Here is an 18,565-nt window from a genome sequence, read left to right as displayed (position 1 = left end):
CACATGAAGTGGTTCGCCGACACCCTCACCCGCCTGCTCGAAGGCGTGATGGTGCTGTGCCTGGCGGTGATGCTGGTGATGGTGTTCGGCAACGTCATGTTGCGTCTGTTCCTCAACACCGGCATCGACCTGTCGGAAGAGATGCCCCGGTTCGCCTTCGTCTGGCTGACCTTCATCGGTGCGGCCGTGGGCATGCGCCGCCGGGCACACCTGGGCGTCGATCTGCTGGTCCAGGCGCTGCCCGGCGCCGGGCGTCGGCTGTGCTGGGGCCTGAGCCAGGCGCTGATGCTGGTGTGCTGTGGCTACATGGTCTACGGCACCTGGCTGCAGCACGACATCCTGGCGGGCAATGCCTCGCCCGTCGCGCAGATCAGCATGATCTGGGTCTTCGGTGTCTCCTACCTGTCAGGCACCGTGATGGGCCTGATCTGCCTGTCCAACCTGCTGCGCCTGGCCCTGGGCCGGGTGGCCGATGACGAACTGATCGACGTGCACGAGGAAGGCATGGCCGAAGCCCGTGACGCGATGAACGACCTCGGCCACGCGCCGGCCCACGGCGCCGCCCCGACGCCCCAGGGAGGCCGTCCATGACGCTCCTCGTCTTCATCGGATCGCTGCTCGGCCTGATGGCCCTCGGCATGCCGGTGGCCTTCGCCCTGATCGGCTGCGGTCTGGCCGTGATGTTCCAGATGGGCATCACCGATCCGCAGATCGTGATCCAGAACATGTGGGATGGTGCCAACAGCTTCCCGCTGCTGGCGGTGCCCTTCTTCATGCTGGCCGGCGAGTTCATGAACGCCGGCGGCATGACGCGCCGCATCATCGTGATGGCGATGTCCTGGGTCGGCCACATCCGTGGTGGCCTGGGCTACGTGGCGGTGGCCGCGGCGGTGATCATGGCCTCGCTGTCGGGCTCGGCCGTGGCCGACACCGCGGCGCTGGCGTCGGTGCTCGTTCCGCTGATGCGCAACGCCGGCTACGACGTCAACCGGTCCTGCGGGCTGATCGCCTGCGGCGGCATCATCGCGCCGGTCATCCCGCCGTCGATCGCGATGATCCTCTACGGCGTGACCGGCGGGGTGTCGATCACCAAGCTGTTCATCGCCGGCATCGTGCCCGGCATCCTGATGGGCCTGGCGATCATGCTGGCCTGGCGCTGGGTCAGCGGCCGTGACGTGATCCGTGTCGAGCCGCGCAGCAGCACGGCGCAGCGCCTGCAGGCCAGCCGGGACGCCCTGTGGGCCCTGGTGCTGCCGGTGGTCATCATCGGCGGGCTGAAGTTCGGCCTGTTCACGCCGACCGAGGCGGCGGTGATCGCCGCGGTCTACTCGCTGCTGATCGGCACGCTGGTCTACCGCGAGATCCGGCCGTCGCAGCTCTACCGCCTGTTCTACCGGGCGGCCGAGACCACGGCGGTGATCATGTTCCTGGTCTCGGCCGCCGGTGTCTCGGCCTGGCTGATCACGACCGCGAACATCCCGCAGCAGCTGGCCGAGCTGGTGCAGCCCCTGATGGATCAGCCCACGCTGCTGGTGCTCGTGCTGATGCTGCTGGTGCTGGTGATCGGCACCGCGCTGGACTTCACGCCGACGGTGCTGATCCTCACGCCGGTGCTGATGCCGGTGCTCAAGCAGGCCGGCATCGATCCGGTGTACTTCGGCGTGCTGTTCATCATGAACAACGCGATCGGGCTGGTGACCCCGCCGGTGGGCACCGTGCTCAACGTGGTCTGCGGCGTGGCCAGGATCCCGATGAGCGGCGCCATCCGCGGCGTGCTGCCATTCATGGTCGCGCAGTCGATCGTGATGTTCCTGCTGGTGCTGTTCCCGCAGCTGGTCATGTGGCCGCTGCAGTGGATGACGCGCTGACGCCGTTGTCGCGCCGTTATCTCTCATTTTTCACGTTCAAGCTCTCATGGAAGCTCTGGTCATCCACGCCCCTCACGACCTTCGCGTCGAACCTCAGGAACGCCCGCCGGTGGGCCCCGACCAGGTGCTGGTGCGCGTGCGCTGCGGCGGCATCTGCGGCTCGGATCTGCACTACTACCAGCACGGTGGCTTCGGCACCATCCGGCTGCAGCAGCCGATGGTGCTGGGCCATGAGGTGGCCGGCCGCATCGCGGCCGTCGGCGAGGGCGTGGCGGGCCTGAGCGTCGGCACCCGGGTGGCCGTCAACCCGAGCCGGCCCTGTGGCCTCTGCCGCTTCTGCCAGAAGGGCCTGCAGAACCACTGCCTGGACATGCGCTATTTCGGCAGCGCAATGCGCATGCCGCATGTCCAGGGCGCGTTCCGGCAGGAGCTGGTGATCGAGGCCTCACAGGCCCATGTGCTGGCCGACACGGTCAGCGATGCCGAAGGCGCGATGGCCGAGCCGCTGGCCGTGGCCCTGCACGCCGTCAACCGTGCCGGCCCCCTGCTCGGCCGGCGGGTGCTGGTGACCGGCTGCGGCCCGATCGGCGCGATGGCGATCATCGCGGCCCGCCGTGCCGGGGCCGGCTTCATCGCGGCCACCGATGTGGTCGCCCATCCGCTGCGCAAGGCGGCCCAGGTGGGGGCCGACGAGGTCATCCACGTCGCGGAGGATCCAGCCGCCCTCGCCCGTCACGCCGTCGACAAGGGCCAGTTCGACGTGCTGCTGGAATGCAGCGGCAATGCCCAGGCCATGCGCAGCGGCTTCGATGTGCTGCGGCCGCGCGGCGCGCTGGTGCAGCTCGGTCTGTCCGGCAGCGAGGCGACGCTGCCGTTCAACATGGTGGTCGCCAAGGAGTTCGACCTGCGCGGCGCCTTCCGCTTCCACGAGGAGTTCGCCACCGCCGTGGCGCTGATCAACGGCAGTCTGGTCGACCTCAAGCCGCTGATCTCGGCCACGCTGCCCTACCGGGATGCCGGCCGGGCCTTCGCGCTGGCCGCCGACCGCACGCAGGCGATGAAGGTCCTGCTGGACTTCGAATGACGACACCGCCCCCGGAGACACCCATGCATCACCCCACCGCCCGCCGCCGCCTGCTGACCGCCGCTGTCGCGCTCGGCACCCTGTTCACGGCGCAGGCCGCCAGCGCCCAGGAGACGCGCAAGGTGCGCCTGGGTCACTCGTTCGCCGACAGCCATCCGCGCGCCATGGCGATGAAGCAGTTCGCGGCAGCCGTGCAGAAGGCCTCCGGCGGCAAGATCGTCATCGAGGTCTACGGCAACGCGGTGCTGGGCTCCGAGGAGAAGATGCTGCTGGCCACCCAGAGCGGTACCCAGGACCTCTACATGGGATCGCTGGCACCGATCTCGGCCCGCCGCAAGGAGCTGCAGATCTTCGACGTGCCCTTCCTGTTCGGCAACGATGCCGAGGCCGCGGCCGTGCTGGACGGCAGCGCCGGACGCCAGCTGCTGGACGGCCTGTCCGACCTGGGCCTGCAGGGCCTGGTCTGGTCCGGTGGCGCATTCCGCAACATGAGCAACAGCAAGCGCGCGCTGGGCTCGCTGGCGGACATGAAGGGCCTGAAGGTGCGTGTCATGCAGAGCCCGATGGCGCTGGCCAGCTTCAACGCGATGGGCATGAACGCGGTGCCGATGGCCTTCACCGAGGTCTATCCGGCGCTCGAGATCAAGGCGCTCGACGGCTACGAGCACCCGGTCGTCGACATGCATGCCAACAAGATGTACGAGGTGCAGAAGTACCTGACGATCACGAATCACGTCTACACGCCGGTGGCCATCGTGGCCTCGCGTCGCTGGTGGTCGGCGCTGCCTGCGGATCAGCAGGCCGCCGTGCGCAAGGCGGCCGAGGAGATCCGCGGCGTCCAGCGGACCCAGGAGCTGAAGCAGGCGGCGGAGGTCATCACCGAGCTGAAGGCCAAGGGCATGCTGGTCCAGGAGATGCCGCCCGCCGAGCTGGCCAGGATCCGCGCCGTCGTGCAGCCGGTCGTCGAGCGCAACCTGGCCGCGCTGGGCACCGACTTCGTGGGCGGCTTCATGGGCGAGATCCAGAAGGCGCGTGCGGCGCGGTGAGGCCGCGCCGCCGCCCCTCCCACGCGATCATCAACCCCGCCCCCACGATGATCGCGCAGCCGGCCAGCATCGGCCCGTCCAGCCGCTCGCCGAAGACGGCCACGCCCAGCCCCAGGCCGAACAGCAGGCGGGTGTAGCGGAAGGGGGTGACGGTGGCGATGTCGCCGGTGCGCATGGCCTTCATCAGGCAGGCATAGGCCGCCACGCCGATGGCCACGCCGCCGGCCAGGGCGGCGGCGGCGCTGGCCGTGGGCCACACCGGCGCGCGGCCGTCCCACAGCGCACAGGCCGCGCCGGCGACGGTGACGGTCAGGAAGCCGAAGAAGCCGAGGTGGCGGGTGCCGAGCGTCGCCGGCACGGCGCGGCTGGCCAGATCGCGGCCGGCGAAGCCGATCATGCCGACCACGGTCAGCATCGACAGCGCGGAGAAGTCGCCGGCGGCCGGGCGCAGCACCACCAGCACGCCGAGCAGGCCGGCGACGATGGCCAGCCAGCGCCGCCAGCCCACGCGCTCGCCGAACCACAGGCTGGCGCCGAGGACCACCAGCACCGGCGTGGCCTGCAGGATGGCGGTGGCGGCGGACAGCGGCGTCAGGCTGATCGCCAGCACGTAGAACAGCCGGCCGATGAACTCGAAGACGGCGCGCACGCGCATCGCCGGTGCCCGCACCGCGGCATCGAACAGGGGCGCCCCTGACCCGCGCGGGCAGGCCGCGAACAGCAGCATGCCGCCGAGGCCGAACAGCATCAGCACCTGGCCGACCGGCAGCGTGCGGGCGGCGAGCTTGACGCAGACGTCCTCGATGGCGAAGGCGGCCATCGCGGCGACCATCCAGCCGATGCCCCGCAGATTGGCGTGTGGGGAGGCGGCGGGCATGGCGAGGGCGGTGGGTGCGGACACGGGCAGAGCACGAACGGGTGAAGCGGCCGCCGATCCGGCGGACTCGCCAGTGTCGGATCGCGTGGGCGGGCCGTACAGGCTCAGTCGATCACCATCGCGACCGGATCAGCGCAGGGGCGCGGCCGGCCGCACGGCACGGCCGCGCTCTCAGGCCTGGATCCGCCCCTCGATCACCGTCACCGCCTGCCCGCCGACGGTGATGGCGCCGTCGTCGGCGATGCCGAGCGCGACCTGGCCGTCGCGCCCCAGCGCCCGGCCCTGCGTGCTGATGAAGCGGGCGCCGAAGCGCCCGGTCTGGCCGGTGTCGCGCACGAAGACGGCCATGCAGCCGTTGCCGCTGCCGCACACCGGATCCTCGGGCACGCCGGCCGCGGGCATGAAGGCCCGCAGCTCGACCTGGGCACCGGCATGGCCGCCGACCTGAGGATCATGGGCGCCGAAGACGATCACGCCGCTGCCCGGTCCGCGCGCCGCGTCCTGGCGCGCCATCTCGGCGAAGTCCGGCCGCAGGGCCAGCACCGCGGCAGCATCGGCCATCTGGGCGACCAGCCAGCGCGGGCCGACGTCGATCACGCGCGGGCGCGGGCTGCGCAGCACGGGCTGGCCCAGCGCACGGTCCAGCGCGTCGAGCTGGCCGTCGTCGAGCGCGGTCTCGCGCGTGGGCGGCAGGGTGAAGGCGATGCGGCGCTGGCCATCGGCACCGGTGTCGATCTGCAGCGGCACCAGGCCGGCCGCGCATTGCTGCACCAGGGCCCCGTCACGCGGCTGCACGCGGCCGGCCTCCAGCAGCGCGTGCGCGGTGCCGATCGTCGGATGGCCGGCGAAGGGCAGCTCGCCGCCGGGGGTGAAGATGCGCAGCAGCCAGTCGGCGCCGGGCTCGGTGGCCGGCAGCACGAAGGTGGTCTCCGACAGGTTGGTCCAGGCGGCAATGCGCTGCATCTGGGCGGTGTCCAGGCCCTCGCCGTCGAGCACGACGGCGACCGGGTTGCCGAGGAAGGGACGGTCGGTGAAGACATCGACCTGCTGGAAGGCACGGTGGCGCATGGCGGTTTCGCGGTGGAGCAGCGGATGGGGCGCGGACCCGGCACGGGCCCGTCGCCGGAAGGACCGATTCTGGTCAGCCCGGCCGCCGGGCGACAGACACAGATGCGGCCCGGCACACGCAGCACAGCGGTCGGCGGGCCTTGAGGCCGGCCACCGCCGGCCTCAAGGCCCCGGCGCGTCGTCCTGCAGCCCCGACCAGCCGTTCTCGCCGAACAGCACGCGCGGGGCGCGCGGCTGGCGCCAGCCGGTGCGCATCAGCATCGGGGCCGGGTAGAAGTGGTCGACGGGGCTGATGCACAGCAGACCCAGCGGCTGGGCGCCGTCGGGCAAGTTCAGCAACCGCACCAGATCCTGCGGATCGAACAGCGAGACCCAGCCCAGGCCCAGGTGCTCGGCCCGCGCGGCCAGCCACAGGTTCTCGACCGCGGCCCCGGCCGAGCACCAGGCCATCTCGCGCGCCAGCGTGCGGCGGCCGAAGACCGTGCCGTCATCGGGCGCCAGCACCAGGGCCCAGAGCTCGGCGCACTCGCGCAGGCCCTCGACCTTGAGCGCCAGGAAGTCGTCGCCGCGCGGCCCCAGCACCGCGGCCGTGCGCAGACGCTCCGCGTCGACGCACTGCGCGAGCGCCGCGCGCAGCGCCGCATCGGTGATGCGCAGCACCCGCAGCGGCTGCATCAGGCCAACCGACGGCGCGGCCAGCACCGCCGCCTGCAGGCGCGCGATCACCGCCGGGGCCACCGTGCAGCCGGGGCGGAAGTGCCGCATGTCGCGGCGCAGCTGCATCAGCGCGTGCACGGCCTCGCGCTCGGCGTCGGTGAAGCGGCGGTCGGGGTCCGGCATGACGGGATCGGAGCGCGTCATCTCAGCCCAGCGGCAGCGCCGTCTTGTAGCGCACCTGCTTGAGCGCGAAGCTGGAGCGGATCTTCTCGACCTGCGGCATCGGCGACAGCTGTTCGAGGATGAAGCGCTCCAGCGCCGCCATGTCGGCCACGGCGACGCGGATCAGGTAGTCCGCATCGCCGGTCATCAGATAACACTCCATCACCTCGTCACGGGCGCAGATGCGGGCCTCGAAGGCTTCGAGCGCGGCGCGCGTCTGCTGCTTGAGGCTGATCGAGATGAAGACGTTCAGGTGCAGGCCCAGGCGCTGGGCATCCAGCAGCGCCACGTACTGGCGGATGACGCCGGAGGCCGTCAGCGCCTTGACGCGGGCCAGACAGGGCGAGGGCGAGAGGCCGACGCGGCGGGCCAGCTCGACATTGCTCAGGCTGCCATCGGCCTGCAGCTCGCGCAGGATGCGCAGGTCGAGGGTATCGAGCTCGGGGCGGGGCAGGTTCATCGACGGCGCGCGGTGAGACGGACGAGGCCGACCGCCCTCAGCGGCTGGCCACCATGCGCAGGCCGAGCGCGATGAACACGCCGCCGGCCACCCGGTCCAGCCAGGCCGCGGCCTGCGGCCGGCGTGCCAGCCAGGCCCCGATGCCGCCCGAGAACCAGCCCAGCAGCCCGAACAGCAGCGCCGCCTGCAGCGCGAACACCACACCCAACACCCCGAGCTGGGTGCTGACCGCGCCCTGCCCCGGCACGACGAACTGCGGCAGGAAGGACAGGAAGAACAGCACCACCTTGGGGTTGACGGCATTGGCCACCAGGCCGCGCAGGAAGGCCGCGCGGGCGGCGGCACCGGCCGCCCCATCGGAACGATCGGAAGGACCGGAAGGACCGGAAAGGGCATCCGCCGCCGCGCCCTGCACACCCGCCCCGGCCACCGGCGTCGCGGCGGCCACGCCCTGGCCGGCATGGCGGATGGCCTGCACCCCCAGCCACACCAGATAGCCGCCGCCGAGCCACTTCAGCGCGGTGAAAGCCAGTGGCGAGGCCGCCACCAGCGCGCTGACGCCGACCACCGCCAGCAGCGTGTGGCTCAGGCAGCCGGCCGCACACCCGAGACCGAAGGCGATGCCCTGCCGGCACCCGCGGGAGACGCCCATGCCCAGCACCATCAGGTTGTCGGGACCGGGCGTGGCCGTGATGAGGACGGCAGCGACGAGGAAGGACAGGAGTTGGGCGGCGTCGGGCATGGGGCGATGATAGGAGAGCCGGGCCCGGCCGCCCGCCCCGCCCGGGCCTCAGGCCGCCGGCGGCTCGCCGGGCAGGATCAGCAGCGCGCGCCGCGAGACCGGCAGCACGTGGGCGACGGCGGCCTGGTAGGCCGGATCGCCGTGGCAGGCCCGGGCGGCCTCCAGGCTGGGAAAGGCGACGGTCAACACGCGCGCATGGCCGTCGGGCTCGGCCAGCACGCGGGCGGCGTCCAGCACCTGCACGCGCGCCTGGTAGCGCTCGGCGATCGGTGCCCAGGCGGCGGCATAGCGGGCCTGGGCTGCGGCATCGCCGACCTCGCTGGCCAGGATCAGCCAGTAGGCGGGCGAGGTCTGCATGTCGGGTGCGGGCATGGGTGTGGATGGGGGCAATGAAGGACGGCCGGAGCGGGTGAGGCCGGTGGTGGCGGCGGCGAACATGAAAGTCCGCTCACATCCCGGAATAGACCGGCCCGCCGCCGCCCTCGGGCACGGTCCAGACGATGTTGCGACCCGGGTCCTTGATGTCGCAGGTCTTGCAGTGCAGGCAGTTCTGCGCGTTGATCTGCAGCCGGGATCCGCCCGTGTCGGTGGGCAGGAACTCGTAGACACCGGCCGGGCAGTAGCGGGCCTCGGGGCCGGCATGGCGGGCCAGGTTGACCTCCACCGGCGCGCGTGCGTCGCGCAGCACCAGATGGGCCGGCTGGTTCTCCTCATGATGGGTGCCACTGAGGAAGACCGAGCTCAGGCGGTCGAAGGTCAGCACGCCGTCGGGCCGCGGATAGTCGATGCGCGGCGCATCCGCCGCCGGGCGCAGGCGCTCGTGATCGGCGACGCGGCGGTGCAGCGTCCACGGCGGCTCGCGCAGGCCCAGGCGCGGCAGCAGCCACTGCTCGACGCCGGTCATCAGGCCGCCGATGCGGTTGCCCTGCTTGAACCACTGCTTGAAGTTCTTCGACTGCCGCAGCTCCGCATGCAGCCAGCTGCGCTCGAAGGCCTCCGGATAGGTGCTCAGCTCGTCATGGGCGCGGCCCTGGGTCAGCGCATCGGCCAGCGCCTCGGCGCACAGCATGCCGGTGGCGATCGCCGCATGGCTGCCCTTGATGCGGGCCGCGTTGAGCGTGCCGGCCTCGCAGCCGACCAGCGCGCCGCCGGGGAAGACCAGCCGCGGCAGGCTCAGGATGCCGCCGGCCGTGATGGCCCGCGCCCCGTAGCCGATGCGCCGCCCGCCCTCCAGATGGGCGCGGATGGCCGGATGGGTCTTCCAGCGCTGCATCTCCTCGAAGGGGCTGAGCCAGGGGTTGGTGTAGTCGAGCCCGACGACGAAACCGAGGGCCACCTGGCCGCCATCCAGGTGGTACAGGAAGCCGCCGCCGTAGGTCGCGTCGTCCATCGGCCAGCCGGCGGTGTGCACCACGCGGCCGGGCTGCACACGCTCGGGCGGCACCTCCCACAGCTCCTTGATGCCGAGCGCGTAGGTCTGGGGATCCCGCCCCTCATCCAGCCGGTAACGCTGGATCAGCTGCTGGCCCAGATGGCCGCGCGCGCCTTCGGCGAACACGGTGTAGCGGCCGTGCAGCGCCATGCCGAGCTGGAAGCCGGCGGTGGGCTGGCCGTCCTTGCCCAGGCCGCTGTGGCCGGTGGCCACGCCGCGGACCCGCCCCTGCTCGTCGTACAGGATCTCGGCGCCAGCGAAGCCCGGAAAGACCTCGACGCCGAGGGCCTCGGCCTGCTCGGCCAGCCACTTCACGACCGCGCCCAGGCGCACGATGTAGTTGCCGGGGTTGTGCAGGCAGTCGGGCACCAGCGCATCGGGCACGCGGCGCGCCCGGTCGGGGCTGAGCACCAGCACGTCGTCGCCGGTGACCGGCTGGCTCAGCGGCGCGCCGCGCTCGCGCCAGTCGGGCAGCAGCTCGGTCAGGGCCCGCGGGTCCATGACGGCGCCCGACAGCGTGTGCGCACCGGGCTCGGCGCCCTTCTCCAGCACCACCACCGAGGCCTCGGGGCGCAGCTGCTTCAGGCGGATCGCGGTGGCCAGGCCGGCGGGCCCGCCGCCGACGATGACCACGTCGTAGTCCATCGACTCGCGGGGGCCGTAGCGCTCCAGCAGAGCGTCCTGATCGTTCATGACATCTGAAAGCTGATGAGGGCCCAGACCAGCGGCCGGGCTCGGGATTCGATGGACAAGGGCCCCGGCAGGCCGGCCTCCAGCACCAGGCCCTGTTCGGCGCCGAAGGTGCCCCAGGCGGCGCCCGCAGGGCCGATGTCGGCCTCACCGGACAGCACCATCAGGATGGACGGCAGGGGCAGCCGCAGGCCGCTGGCCGGACCGTCGTCGACCTGCAGCAGCGGCGTGACGCGCGCGCGGTCGGCCATGACGTTGAGCAGGCGCGAGCCGCCCTGCGGCGGCTGCGCCAGGATGGGCAGCTCACCCGGATAGGCCGCGACGCTGCCGACCTGCGGGAAGGACCAGGACGCGCCCTGCGCGCCCAGCACCAGGCCCGGCCCGCGCAGCAGGACCGAGCGCCGCACCCGCCCCGGAAAGCAGGAGAAGGCGGCCGGCTCGGGCAGATCGGCGACGCTGACCCGCCACAGGTCATGGCCGTCGACCGCGTGCGGCCACACGGTGCGCGTGAGCCCGGCCCCGTTGCGCCAGGGCTCGGCCTGCAGCGCGTCGACCGCGAAGCGGCGCACGCCGGTCGGCAACTCGGCCGACACCTCGGCCCGCATCGCGGCCGGCATCACGCGCCGCGCGCCGGCAGGGCCTGGGCGAGCGCCGGCAGCACCTCGAACAGATCGCCGACCAGGCCGATGTCGGCATGGGCGAAGATCGGGGCGTCCGGGTCCTTGTTGATGGCCACGATCACCTTGGCATCCTTGATGCCGGCCACGTGCTGGATCGCGCCGGAGATGCCGGCGGCGATGTAGAGCTCCGGCGCCACCACCTTGCCGGTCTGGCCGACCTGCACCGAGTTCGGCGCGAAGCCCGCATCGACGGCCGCGCGCGAGGCCCCGACCGCGCCGCCCAGGCGGTCGGCCAGCGCCTCGACCAGGCGCATGTGCTCGGCGGCACCGACACCGCGTCCACCGGCGACCACCACGCGGGCACGGGTCAGATCGGGCCGGTCCTGGCCGGCGGTCTCGCGGCCGAGCAGGCGGCTGCGGCCATCGGGCTCGACCGGCGCCAGCGCCTCGATGTCGACCGGCGCGGCGCGGTCGGCCAGCGGCTCGAAGGCCGAGGCGCGCACCGTCAGGCACAACGCGCCCTCGACCTGCACGGTGGCCATCGCGCTGCCGGCGTAGATCGGCCGCACGACGCTGCGGCGCGAGGGAATGGCCGTGACGTCCGACAGATAGGCACGGCCGGTCAGCGCGGCCACGCGCGGCAGCGCCGCACGCGCCAGCATGCCGTGGGCCGCGACGACGGTGTCGTAGCGCTCGGCCAGCGCGGCGATGCGGCGCGCCAGGGTTTCGGCGTTGGGCGGCGCGGTCTCGGCGTGCAGCACGCGAGCCACCCCCTGCAGGCGCGCCGCCTGGGCGGCCACGGCCGCAGGCCCCTGCACCAGCGCATGCACCGGCTGGCCGAAGGCCTGGGCCGCCGCCACCACGCGGCCGGCCCCGGCATCAAGCACCTCGCCGTCGATCGGCAGCAGAACGAGCGTGAATGAAGTCATGACGTCTATCCTCAGGCGTTCATCAGGTGTTCATCAGGGGCAGCTGGCGCAGGCGCTCGACCAGCGCGGTCACGTCCGCCACGCGCACACCCGGCGCACGTGCCGGCGGCTCGCGCACCGCCACCACGCTGGCGCGCGGGGCCTCCAGCGCGCGCAGGCTGGCCGCCGCCTGCGTGAGCAGCGGCGCCTTCTTCGCCTTCATCATGTTGGGCAGCGAGATGGTGCGCGGATCGCACAGCCGCAGATCGACGCTGAGCACCGCCGGCAGCGGCAGCACCCACTGCTCCAGGCCGCCGTCGCCGTCACAGGCCAGCGTGCACTGGCCGCCCTCGATCGTCAGCCGGTTGACCGAGACGGCCTGCGGCCAGTCCAGCAGCGCGGCCAGCATCGGCCCGGCAGCGCCCAGATCGTCATCGATGGCCTGCTTGCCGCACAGCACCAGACCGATCTGCTCGCGCTCGACGAGCACGCTCAGCGCACGGGCGACGGCCAGCGGATCGGCCTCGGCGCCGTCGAGCGTCAGCAGCTGGGCCGCATCGGCGCCCATGGCCAGCGCGGTGCGCAGCACGTCCTGCGCCACCGGCTCGCCGAGCGTGACCACGGTCACCTTGGTGGCCACGCCCTGCTCGCGCAGGCGCACCGCCTGCTCGACGGCCACCTCGTCGAAGGGGTTCATCGACATCTTGACGCCAGCCGTGTCCACGCCACGGCCGTCGGACTTGACGCGGACCTTGACGTTGTAGTCCACGACACGCTTGACGGGTACCAGAATGTGCATGTCAGTTCTCGTCGGAAAGACTCTTGAACGATCGGAATCAGGAGACGGCGCCCAGGCCGTACTTGCCGGTCAGCAGCCGGCCGTTGCGGAAGCGCTCCAGCGCGTAGGGCGCCAGCGGCACGTCGGTCGGCAGGCCGAGCGCGCTCTGCGCCAGGATGGCGCCGACGCCCGGCGACAGCTTGAAGCCGTGGCCGGAGAAGCCGTAGCCCACCACCAGGCCCGGCACGTCGGGGATCGGCCCGAGCACCGGGTTCCAGTCCGGCGTGACGTCGTAGACGCCGGTCCAGGACGAGGCCAGGCCGGCCGTCTCGTAGGCCGGAAAGCGCTCGGCCACCTGGGCGCCGACCTCGACGACGTAGTCCATCGGGATGTCGCCCTGCTCGTTGTCGGGCTGGCTCAGGCGCTCGCCGACGATGCCCTCGCTGACCAGCATCTGGTTGCCGCCGTACGAGCGGCAGTACAGCATGCCGGCCGAGCCCAGGTCCTTGTAGACCGGCATCTGGAAGGTGTAAGCCGCGGCCTCGGCCTCCAGGGCCAGCACGGCGTGGCGCTCGGCCTCGACCGGGGTCGGGATGCCGGTCCAGCGCTCGATGTCACGGGCCCAGATGTTCTGCGTGCTGACCACGGTGCCGGCCTGGAAGCGGCCCTGCGCGGTCTGCACGCCGACGACGCGGCCGCCCTCGACCAGCAGCTGCTCGACGTCCACGCCCTCCAGGATGCGCACGCCCTGCCGGCGCGCGGCGCGGGCGAAGCTGGTGGCCACCAGGTAGGCATCGGCGAAGCCGGCCTCGGGCTCGTAGCCGATCAGCGCGGCGTCATCGAAGCGGGCGATCGGCAGGCGCTCGCGCGCCTGCTGCGCGTCGATCAGGTGCAGCTCGATGCCCATGTCGCGCTGCGCCTGCAGCGAGGCCCGCAGCGCCGCGAGCTTGTCGCCGTCCGGCGCGGCGATCAGGTAGCCGCACTTGACCAGGCCGGCGGAGGCCTCGTCGTCCTGCAGATAACCCGCGAAATCATTGAACACGCGCCAGCTGCGGCGGGCGAGCTCGACGTTCTCGGTGACCGAGTAGTGCGTGCGCAGGATGCCGCTGGACTGCGAGGTGGTGCCCGCGCCGATCTGCGTGCGGTCCAGCACCAGCACGCGGCCGGCACCGTGACGCGCCAGGTGGAAGGCGACCGAGCAGCCGATCACACCGGCGCCGATCACGATGACATCGTAGGTTTCCATGCTTGCGAACGAGCCGTTGGTTGGAATGCTTCGCAGCCTAGGGGCGGCCCTCGCGCAGCGCGACACGATCACGGACGTTGAAGCTATGGTTCAGGATCAACGCATGCCGCGGCCGCACGGCGAGGCCCCGATGAGGATGGCTGCCGCGTTCTGGTCTCTGGTACAGCCCGGTCCGGGTCCGGCCGGATCGCCCTTGCTGGAGAACACACGATGCATGCCCCCCATCCGACCGAGGACGTCCACCCCACCCATGTGCTGCGCCGCGGCCGGGCCCCGCTGCTGATCTCGATTCCGCACCTGGGCACCACGCTGCCCGAGGCGCTGCGCGACGACTACACGCCGCTGGCGCTGACGCTGACCGACACCGACTGGCACCTGGACCGGCTGTACGCGTTCGCCACGCAGCTCGATGCCACCGTCATCGCGGCACGCATCTCGCGCTACGTGATCGACCTGAACCGGCCGTCCAGCGGTGAGAGCCTGTACCCGGGCCAGGCCACCACCGGCCTGTGCCCGACCACCACCTTCGATGGCCAGCCGCTGTACCGGCCGGGACGCGAGCCCGGCGCCGACGAGATCGCGCGTCGCGTCGAGACCTGGTGGGCGCCCTATCACGCGGCGCTGGAGACCGAGCTGGCGCGCCTGCGCGGGCAGCACCCGGACGTGCTGCTGTGGGAGGCCCACTCGATCGCCAGCCACGTGCCGCGCCTGTTCGACGGCAAGCTGCCGGACCTGAACTTCGGCACCCACGGCGGCCTGGCCTGCGCGACGGCCCTGCTGGAGGCGGTGACCGCGCCGCTGCAGCGGCATCCGGCGCTCAGCTGGGTCGTCAACGGGCGCTTCAAGGGCGGCCACATCACGCGGCACCACGGCCAGCCGCAGCGCGGCATCCACGCGATCCAGCTGGAGATGTGCCAGTGCCTGTACATGGACGAGCAGCCGCCGTTCACCTACCAGGAGAAACGGGCGGCACCGGTGCAGCAGGCGCTGCAGGAGATGCTGCAGGCAGCGATGGGGCAGCTCGGGCAAGCGCGCTGAACGCATCACCGGCGGCCGGGCCGCCGGTGTGCGACCGCCGTCGCGCCCGGGGTGCGACGGCGACCGGGGATCACCAGCCGGGCCGCCCCGATCCCGGCACGCGGCATGTGGCCCGCGTGCCGGCCGCCCTCAGACCGCCGCCGCGTCCATCATCATCAGCTGCATGTTGCCGCCCGAGGCGCTGGCGTTGACGGCGATCTGGCGCTCGCGCACCAGCGGCGCCCAGGCATGGCGGCCCTGCGCATCGGGGTAGAGCACGCGGGTGTGCATCCCCAGCCAGGCCGCGGCCTCGGGCGGCAGGCCGGCCGCGCCGGTCAGCACCGCATCGACCGGCGCGGCCACCGCACCCGCCCGCACCCGATCGACCACCTGCACCGCCGACGCCCCCAGGGCCTCGACCAGCGCCGGGGCCGCGGGCGCGCCCGACCACAGCACCAGACGGTTGCCGCAGGCCAGCGCCAGCGCGGCCTGCTGCAGCAGCTCGGCGCGGCCCTCGGCCAGGCAGAGCACGCGGCCACAGGGCTCCAGCAGCAGCGTGTTCTCCTCGCCGGAGAGCGCCGGCAGCGACACCGGTGCCAGGCCGGTGGCCAGCGCCTTCAGCGCCTGCCAGCGCGGCACGTCGATGACGCCGGTCAGCAGCGGCGCCAGACGCTCCAGCCGGTCCAGGCGCTCGCGGCGCTGCTGGTCCTGCCAGGCGGCACGCGACTGCAGCCGGCCCTGCTGCACCACCGGGTACTGCGACAGACAGTCGCCCGCCGGCAGCGCGATGCGCCGGAACGGTCCGACGGCGAAAGGCAGGCCGTCGATGGCCTCGGCCAGGAACTCGCGCAGGAACAGCGGGCCGGTCTCGCTGGCGCCCCGGTCGGCCGGCGAGCGGGCCTCGACCTGCATGCCCGGCCGGCTGCCGTGCACGCCGCGGTTGACGCACACGGCACCGAAGCGGCCGATCGACAGCACCTCGCCGGCGGTCTCGAAGATGCGCGTGTGCAGGCCGAGGGTGGCCGGCATCAACTGGCCATCGAGGGCCTGCAGCAGCGCCGGCAGCGCTCCGGCCGACCAGCGCAGCACGTACAGCACCGGCCCCGTGCGGTCGGGGTCGATGAGGGCCAGGTCCTGCAGCCCGCGCAGCTCGACGATGGCCGGCTGCACCCAGGCGCCGCCGCTGCGGCCGCCGGGATGGCCGGTCAGGCGCCGGCCCGCACGCACGACACGGCAGCCGCGCTCCGCCAGGTGCTGCAGATGGCGCTCGACCGCCTCGCCCGCGGCCGCATCCGGCATCGGACCGATGTCGCTGGCCGGCAGCGAGGGATCGCCGAGCTGCCGCTCCTCCAGCATCGCACGCAGCATCTCGCCGATGCGATCGGCCACCACGTCCTGCAGGCACAGCAGCTTGAGCGCATCCACGCGCAGGCCGGCGCCATCGAAGGCGCCGGTGACCGCATCGGTGATCACCTGCTCGGGCAGCGCCGAGCTGTCGACGACCATCGCGTTGCAGGCCGAGGCGCGCACCAGCAGCCGCGTGCGGCGGCCCGCCAGCGCCGTGCGCAGCGTCGCGGCCACCGCCCGCGTGCCACCGAACAGCACCAGCGCGGTCTGCGGGTGCCGTGCCAGGGCGGCGCCCACGCGCTCGCCCGGGCCCTCGACCACCTGCAGCACGCCGTCGGGCAGGCCGGCCTCGCGCACGGCGGCCGCCAGCGCACGGGCACAGCGCACGGTGCCGCTGGCGGGCTTGAAGACCACCGGATTGCCGGTGAGCAGGGCGGCGGCGATCTGGGCCAGCGGCCAGGCCACGGCCGAGGTGGCCGGCCCCAGCAGCACGACCGGGCCGACCGGCGTCGCATCGAGAAACGCCGGCTCGGCCTGGATGCTGGCCAGATGCAGGCGACAGCCGTCGGCCGCCGCGCGCAGCTCGCGGCCGACCTCGGCCACCGTGATGCCGCGCTCGTGCACCAGCGCGTCGACCAGCGTCGGCGCGCCGGCCTCCAGCTGGCGGGCCAGCGCCTGCAGCACCTTCACGCGGGCGCCCAGCGGCCGGGCCGCCCAGGCCGCACCGGCCGCCACCGCGGCGGTCAGTGCCGCGTCGGGACTGGCCGCCGGCACCGCGGCCGGCATGGCCGTCGCCAGCGCCACGGCCGGGCGTCCGCCCGGCGGCACCGCGGCGGCCGCCTCGGCCACGCCTGCGCCATCGCCGTCGCCGTCGCCATCACCATCGCGCCAGCCCAGCAGCCGGCGCGGCAGCACCACCGCCGGATGGGGCCGCCCGCCGGTGCGGGCCGCGACCTCGACCGGATCGGCGACGATGTCGGCGATCGAGACGGCCGGATCGACCACCTGGTTGACGAAGGAGGTGTTGGCGCCGTTCTCCAGCAGGCGGCGCACCAGATAGGCCAGCAGCGTCTCGTGCGGGCCGACCGGCGCGTAGACGCGGCAGGCGCGGCCCATGCGGCCATCGCCGACGATCTGGTCGTAGACCGACTCGCCCATGCCGTGCAGGCACTGGAACTCGTAGTCCTTGCCCTCGCCCAGCGTGTGGACGGCGGCGATCGAGAACGCGTTGTGGGTGGCGAACTGCGGAAAGACCGCGTCCTGCGCGCCGAACAGGATCTTGGCGCAGGCCACGTAACTGACGTCCGAATGCACCTTGCGGGTGAACACCGGGAAGCCGGCTGTCCCCGTGCTCTGGCAGTGCTTGATCTCGGTGTCCCAGTAGGCGCCCTTGACCAGGCGCACGCAGATCTTGCGCTGCGTGCGGCGGGCCAGCGCGATCAGCCACTCGGCCACCGCGCGGGCGCGCTTCTGGTAGGCCTGCAGCGAGATGCCGAGGCCGTCCCAACCGGCCAGATCAGGCTCATGGGCCAGCCGGTGCAGCATCTCCAGCGTGAGCGGGAAGCGGGCGGCCTCCTCCTGGTCGAGGTGGAAGCCCATGCCCCAACGCCGGGCCTCGCGGGCCAGTTGCAGCAGCTTGGGGTACATCTCGGCCAGCACCCGCTCGCGCTGGGCGACCTCGTAGCGCGGATGCAGGCCGGTGAGCTTGACCGAGACGCCGGCCCCCAGCACCGGGCCGCGGCCCTGGGCGGCCTTGCCCACCGCCTCGATGGTGTGCGCATAGGCCTCGTGGTAGGCGTCCGCGTCCTTCAGCGTCAGCGCGGCCTCGCCCAGCATGTCGTAGGTGTAGCGGTAGCCGAGCTTCTCGCGGCCGGCGGCCAGCGTCAGCGCCTCCTCGATGGTCTGGCCGGTGACGAACTGCTTGCCCAGCAGCTTCATCGCGAAGGACACGCCAGCACGCACCACGCCCTCGCCGCCGCGCCGCAGCACGGTCGACAGTGCCGCGGCCAGCGAGGGCTCGTCGGCCGGCTTGAGCACCTTGCCCGTCAGCGCCAGGCCCCAGGCCGCCGCGTTGACGAACAGCGAGGGCGACTGCCCGATGTGCGAGCGCCAGTCCTGGTCGACGATCTTGTCGCGGATCAGCTTGTTGCGGGTCTCGGTGTCGGGCACGCGCAGCATGGCCTCGGCCAGGCACATCAGGGCCACGCCCTCGCGGCTGTCGAGCGTGAACTCCTGCGTCAGCAGGTCGACACCGCCGGCCTCCAGCCGCGCCTTGCGCACGCCCTCGGCCAGGCGCGTGGCCAGCGCGGTGGCCTGCGCCAGCTGGCGCGGCTCCAGCCGCGCGAGCGGCATCAGCTCGGCCATCACCGCCTGCTCGTCGCAGTCGTCGAAGGTGAAGATGCGCGCATGCAGGGCCTCCAGGTCGGACGCACCCGGGGCGTTGGGCCGGACGGACGGATCAGTCAACACGATGGACTCTCGATCAAGCAGGAAAGGGGGAAAG

At 72.6% G+C, this 18,565-nt stretch carries 17 protein-coding genes; 5 read left to right on the top strand and 12 right to left on the bottom strand.

Annotation, left to right across the window (positions count from 1 at the left end):
* Positions 1 to 3: 3 nt before the first annotated feature.
* The 4 genes from AACH11_RS08480 to AACH11_RS08465 are packed head-to-tail and all read left to right on the top strand — an operon-like array spanning position 4 to position 3,998.
* A complete protein-coding gene (locus tag AACH11_RS08480; RefSeq protein ID WP_341373780.1) occupies positions 4 to 591 on the top strand; it encodes a TRAP transporter small permease in 588 nt (195 codons plus the stop codon).
* On the top strand, positions 588 to 1,868 hold the full coding sequence (locus AACH11_RS08475) for a TRAP transporter large permease (RefSeq protein WP_341373779.1): 1,281 nt from the start codon (positions 588 to 590) through the stop codon (positions 1,866 to 1,868). The genes AACH11_RS08480 and AACH11_RS08475 overlap by 4 nt, the downstream gene beginning before the upstream one ends.
* A 46-nt stretch (positions 1,869 to 1,914) precedes the next feature.
* Positions 1,915 to 2,952, top strand: a complete 1,038-nt coding sequence (locus AACH11_RS08470; RefSeq protein WP_341373778.1) for an L-idonate 5-dehydrogenase — start codon at positions 1,915 to 1,917, stop codon at positions 2,950 to 2,952.
* Between the two features lie 23 nt (positions 2,953 to 2,975).
* Positions 2,976 to 3,998 (top strand): DctP family TRAP transporter solute-binding subunit, encoded by a 1,023-nt coding sequence (locus AACH11_RS08465; protein ID WP_341373777.1) that lies wholly within the window; start codon positions 2,976 to 2,978, stop codon positions 3,996 to 3,998.
* Here the strand turns inward: AACH11_RS08465 and AACH11_RS08460 are convergent.
* From AACH11_RS08460 to AACH11_RS08410, 11 genes are all read right to left on the bottom strand, one after another.
* Entirely contained in the window at positions 3,961 to 4,875 is a 915-nt protein-coding gene (locus AACH11_RS08460) for a DMT family transporter (RefSeq protein WP_341373776.1), read from the bottom strand. The genes AACH11_RS08465 and AACH11_RS08460 overlap by 38 nt on opposite strands.
* 171 nt (positions 4,876 to 5,046) lie before the next feature.
* The gene (locus tag AACH11_RS08455) at positions 5,047 to 5,943 is read right to left on the bottom strand and encodes a PhzF family phenazine biosynthesis protein (RefSeq protein ID WP_341373775.1); all 897 of its coding nucleotides are present in this window, start codon (positions 5,941 to 5,943) and stop codon (positions 5,047 to 5,049) included.
* Between the two features lie 162 nt (positions 5,944 to 6,105).
* Positions 6,106 to 6,783: a 5,6-dimethylbenzimidazole synthase gene (bluB, locus tag AACH11_RS08450; RefSeq protein ID WP_341373774.1), complete on the bottom strand. Its 678-nt coding sequence runs from the start codon at positions 6,781 to 6,783 to the stop codon at positions 6,106 to 6,108.
* A gap of 22 nt (positions 6,784 to 6,805) precedes the next feature.
* On the bottom strand, positions 6,806 to 7,282 hold the full coding sequence (locus AACH11_RS08445; protein ID WP_341373773.1) for an Lrp/AsnC family transcriptional regulator: 477 nt from the start codon (positions 7,280 to 7,282) through the stop codon (positions 6,806 to 6,808).
* Between the two features lie 37 nt (positions 7,283 to 7,319).
* Positions 7,320 to 8,024, bottom strand: coding sequence for a LysE family translocator (locus AACH11_RS08440; RefSeq protein WP_341373772.1), 705 nt, complete (start codon positions 8,022 to 8,024; stop codon positions 7,320 to 7,322).
* A gap of 48 nt (positions 8,025 to 8,072) precedes the next feature.
* Positions 8,073 to 8,396: a DUF1330 domain-containing protein gene (locus AACH11_RS08435; RefSeq protein ID WP_341373771.1), complete on the bottom strand. Its 324-nt coding sequence runs from the start codon at positions 8,394 to 8,396 to the stop codon at positions 8,073 to 8,075.
* Positions 8,397 to 8,472: 76 nt separating this feature from the next.
* Positions 8,473 to 10,149: an electron transfer flavoprotein-ubiquinone oxidoreductase gene (locus AACH11_RS08430; protein WP_341373770.1), complete on the bottom strand. Its 1,677-nt coding sequence runs from the start codon at positions 10,147 to 10,149 to the stop codon at positions 8,473 to 8,475.
* A complete protein-coding gene (locus AACH11_RS08425) occupies positions 10,146 to 10,763 on the bottom strand; it encodes a HutD/Ves family protein (RefSeq protein WP_341373847.1) in 618 nt (205 codons plus the stop codon). The genes AACH11_RS08430 and AACH11_RS08425 overlap by 4 nt, the downstream gene beginning before the upstream one ends.
* On the bottom strand, positions 10,763 to 11,695 hold the full coding sequence (locus AACH11_RS08420) for an electron transfer flavoprotein subunit alpha/FixB family protein (protein WP_341373769.1): 933 nt from the start codon (positions 11,693 to 11,695) through the stop codon (positions 10,763 to 10,765). The genes AACH11_RS08425 and AACH11_RS08420 overlap by 1 nt, the downstream gene beginning before the upstream one ends.
* Positions 11,696 to 11,717: 22 nt before the next feature.
* A complete protein-coding gene (locus tag AACH11_RS08415) occupies positions 11,718 to 12,473 on the bottom strand; it encodes an electron transfer flavoprotein subunit beta/FixA family protein (protein ID WP_341373768.1) in 756 nt (251 codons plus the stop codon).
* A 37-nt stretch (positions 12,474 to 12,510) separates the two neighbouring features.
* Entirely contained in the window at positions 12,511 to 13,698 is a 1,188-nt protein-coding gene (locus AACH11_RS08410; protein WP_341373767.1) for an NAD(P)/FAD-dependent oxidoreductase, read from the bottom strand.
* 210 nt (positions 13,699 to 13,908) lie between these two features.
* Here AACH11_RS08410 and hutG point away from each other — a divergent pair, with 210 nt between their 5' ends.
* Positions 13,909 to 14,736, top strand: coding sequence for an N-formylglutamate deformylase (hutG, locus tag AACH11_RS08405; protein ID WP_341373766.1), 828 nt, complete (start codon positions 13,909 to 13,911; stop codon positions 14,734 to 14,736).
* Positions 14,737 to 14,865: 129 nt separating this feature from the next.
* On the opposite strand, the gene AACH11_RS08400 is transcribed toward hutG, so the two are convergent.
* The gene (locus AACH11_RS08400) at positions 14,866 to 18,531 is read right to left on the bottom strand and encodes a proline dehydrogenase family protein (protein WP_423228707.1); all 3,666 of its coding nucleotides are present in this window, start codon (positions 18,529 to 18,531) and stop codon (positions 14,866 to 14,868) included.
* Between the last annotated feature and the right edge of the window lie 34 nt (positions 18,532 to 18,565).

The organism is Pseudaquabacterium rugosum, from assembly GCF_038066575.1.
In the GTDB taxonomy this organism is placed as follows: Bacteria; Pseudomonadota; Gammaproteobacteria; order Burkholderiales; family Burkholderiaceae_C; genus Pseudaquabacterium; species Pseudaquabacterium rugosum.
Note: the sequence above shows the minus strand (reverse complement) of the source record. Positions and strands in the feature narration are given on the sequence as shown.

What these genes read in the sequence shown, in the direction of transcription:
- AACH11_RS08480 (WP_341373780.1), top strand. Translation starts at nt 4, where the DNA reads ATGAAGTGGTTCGCCGACACCCTCACCCGCCTGCTCGAAGGCGTGATG.
- AACH11_RS08475 (WP_341373779.1), top strand. Translation starts at nt 588, where the DNA reads ATGACGCTCCTCGTCTTCATCGGATCGCTGCTCGGCCTGATGGCCCTC.
- AACH11_RS08470 (WP_341373778.1), top strand. Translation starts at nt 1,915, where the DNA reads ATGGAAGCTCTGGTCATCCACGCCCCTCACGACCTTCGCGTCGAACCT.
- AACH11_RS08465 (WP_341373777.1), top strand. Translation starts at nt 2,976, where the DNA reads ATGCATCACCCCACCGCCCGCCGCCGCCTGCTGACCGCCGCTGTCGCG.
- AACH11_RS08460 (WP_341373776.1), bottom strand. Translation starts at nt 4,875, where the DNA reads ATGCCCGCCGCCTCCCCACACGCCAATCTGCGGGGCATCGGCTGGATG.
- AACH11_RS08455 (WP_341373775.1), bottom strand. Translation starts at nt 5,943, where the DNA reads ATGCGCCACCGTGCCTTCCAGCAGGTCGATGTCTTCACCGACCGTCCC.
- bluB (WP_341373774.1), bottom strand. Translation starts at nt 6,783, where the DNA reads ATGCCGGACCCCGACCGCCGCTTCACCGACGCCGAGCGCGAGGCCGTG.
- AACH11_RS08445 (WP_341373773.1), bottom strand. Translation starts at nt 7,282, where the DNA reads ATGAACCTGCCCCGCCCCGAGCTCGATACCCTCGACCTGCGCATCCTG.
- AACH11_RS08440 (WP_341373772.1), bottom strand. Translation starts at nt 8,024, where the DNA reads ATGCCCGACGCCGCCCAACTCCTGTCCTTCCTCGTCGCTGCCGTCCTC.
- AACH11_RS08435 (WP_341373771.1), bottom strand. Translation starts at nt 8,396, where the DNA reads ATGCCCGCACCCGACATGCAGACCTCGCCCGCCTACTGGCTGATCCTG.
- AACH11_RS08430 (WP_341373770.1), bottom strand. Translation starts at nt 10,149, where the DNA reads ATGAACGATCAGGACGCTCTGCTGGAGCGCTACGGCCCCCGCGAGTCG.
- AACH11_RS08425 (WP_341373847.1), bottom strand. Translation starts at nt 10,763, where the DNA reads ATGCCGGCCGCGATGCGGGCCGAGGTGTCGGCCGAGTTGCCGACCGGC.
- AACH11_RS08420 (WP_341373769.1), bottom strand. Translation starts at nt 11,695, where the DNA reads ATGACTTCATTCACGCTCGTTCTGCTGCCGATCGACGGCGAGGTGCTT.
- AACH11_RS08415 (WP_341373768.1), bottom strand. Translation starts at nt 12,473, where the DNA reads ATGCACATTCTGGTACCCGTCAAGCGTGTCGTGGACTACAACGTCAAG.
- AACH11_RS08410 (WP_341373767.1), bottom strand. Translation starts at nt 13,698, where the DNA reads ATGGAAACCTACGATGTCATCGTGATCGGCGCCGGTGTGATCGGCTGC.
- hutG (WP_341373766.1), top strand. Translation starts at nt 13,909, where the DNA reads ATGCATGCCCCCCATCCGACCGAGGACGTCCACCCCACCCATGTGCTG.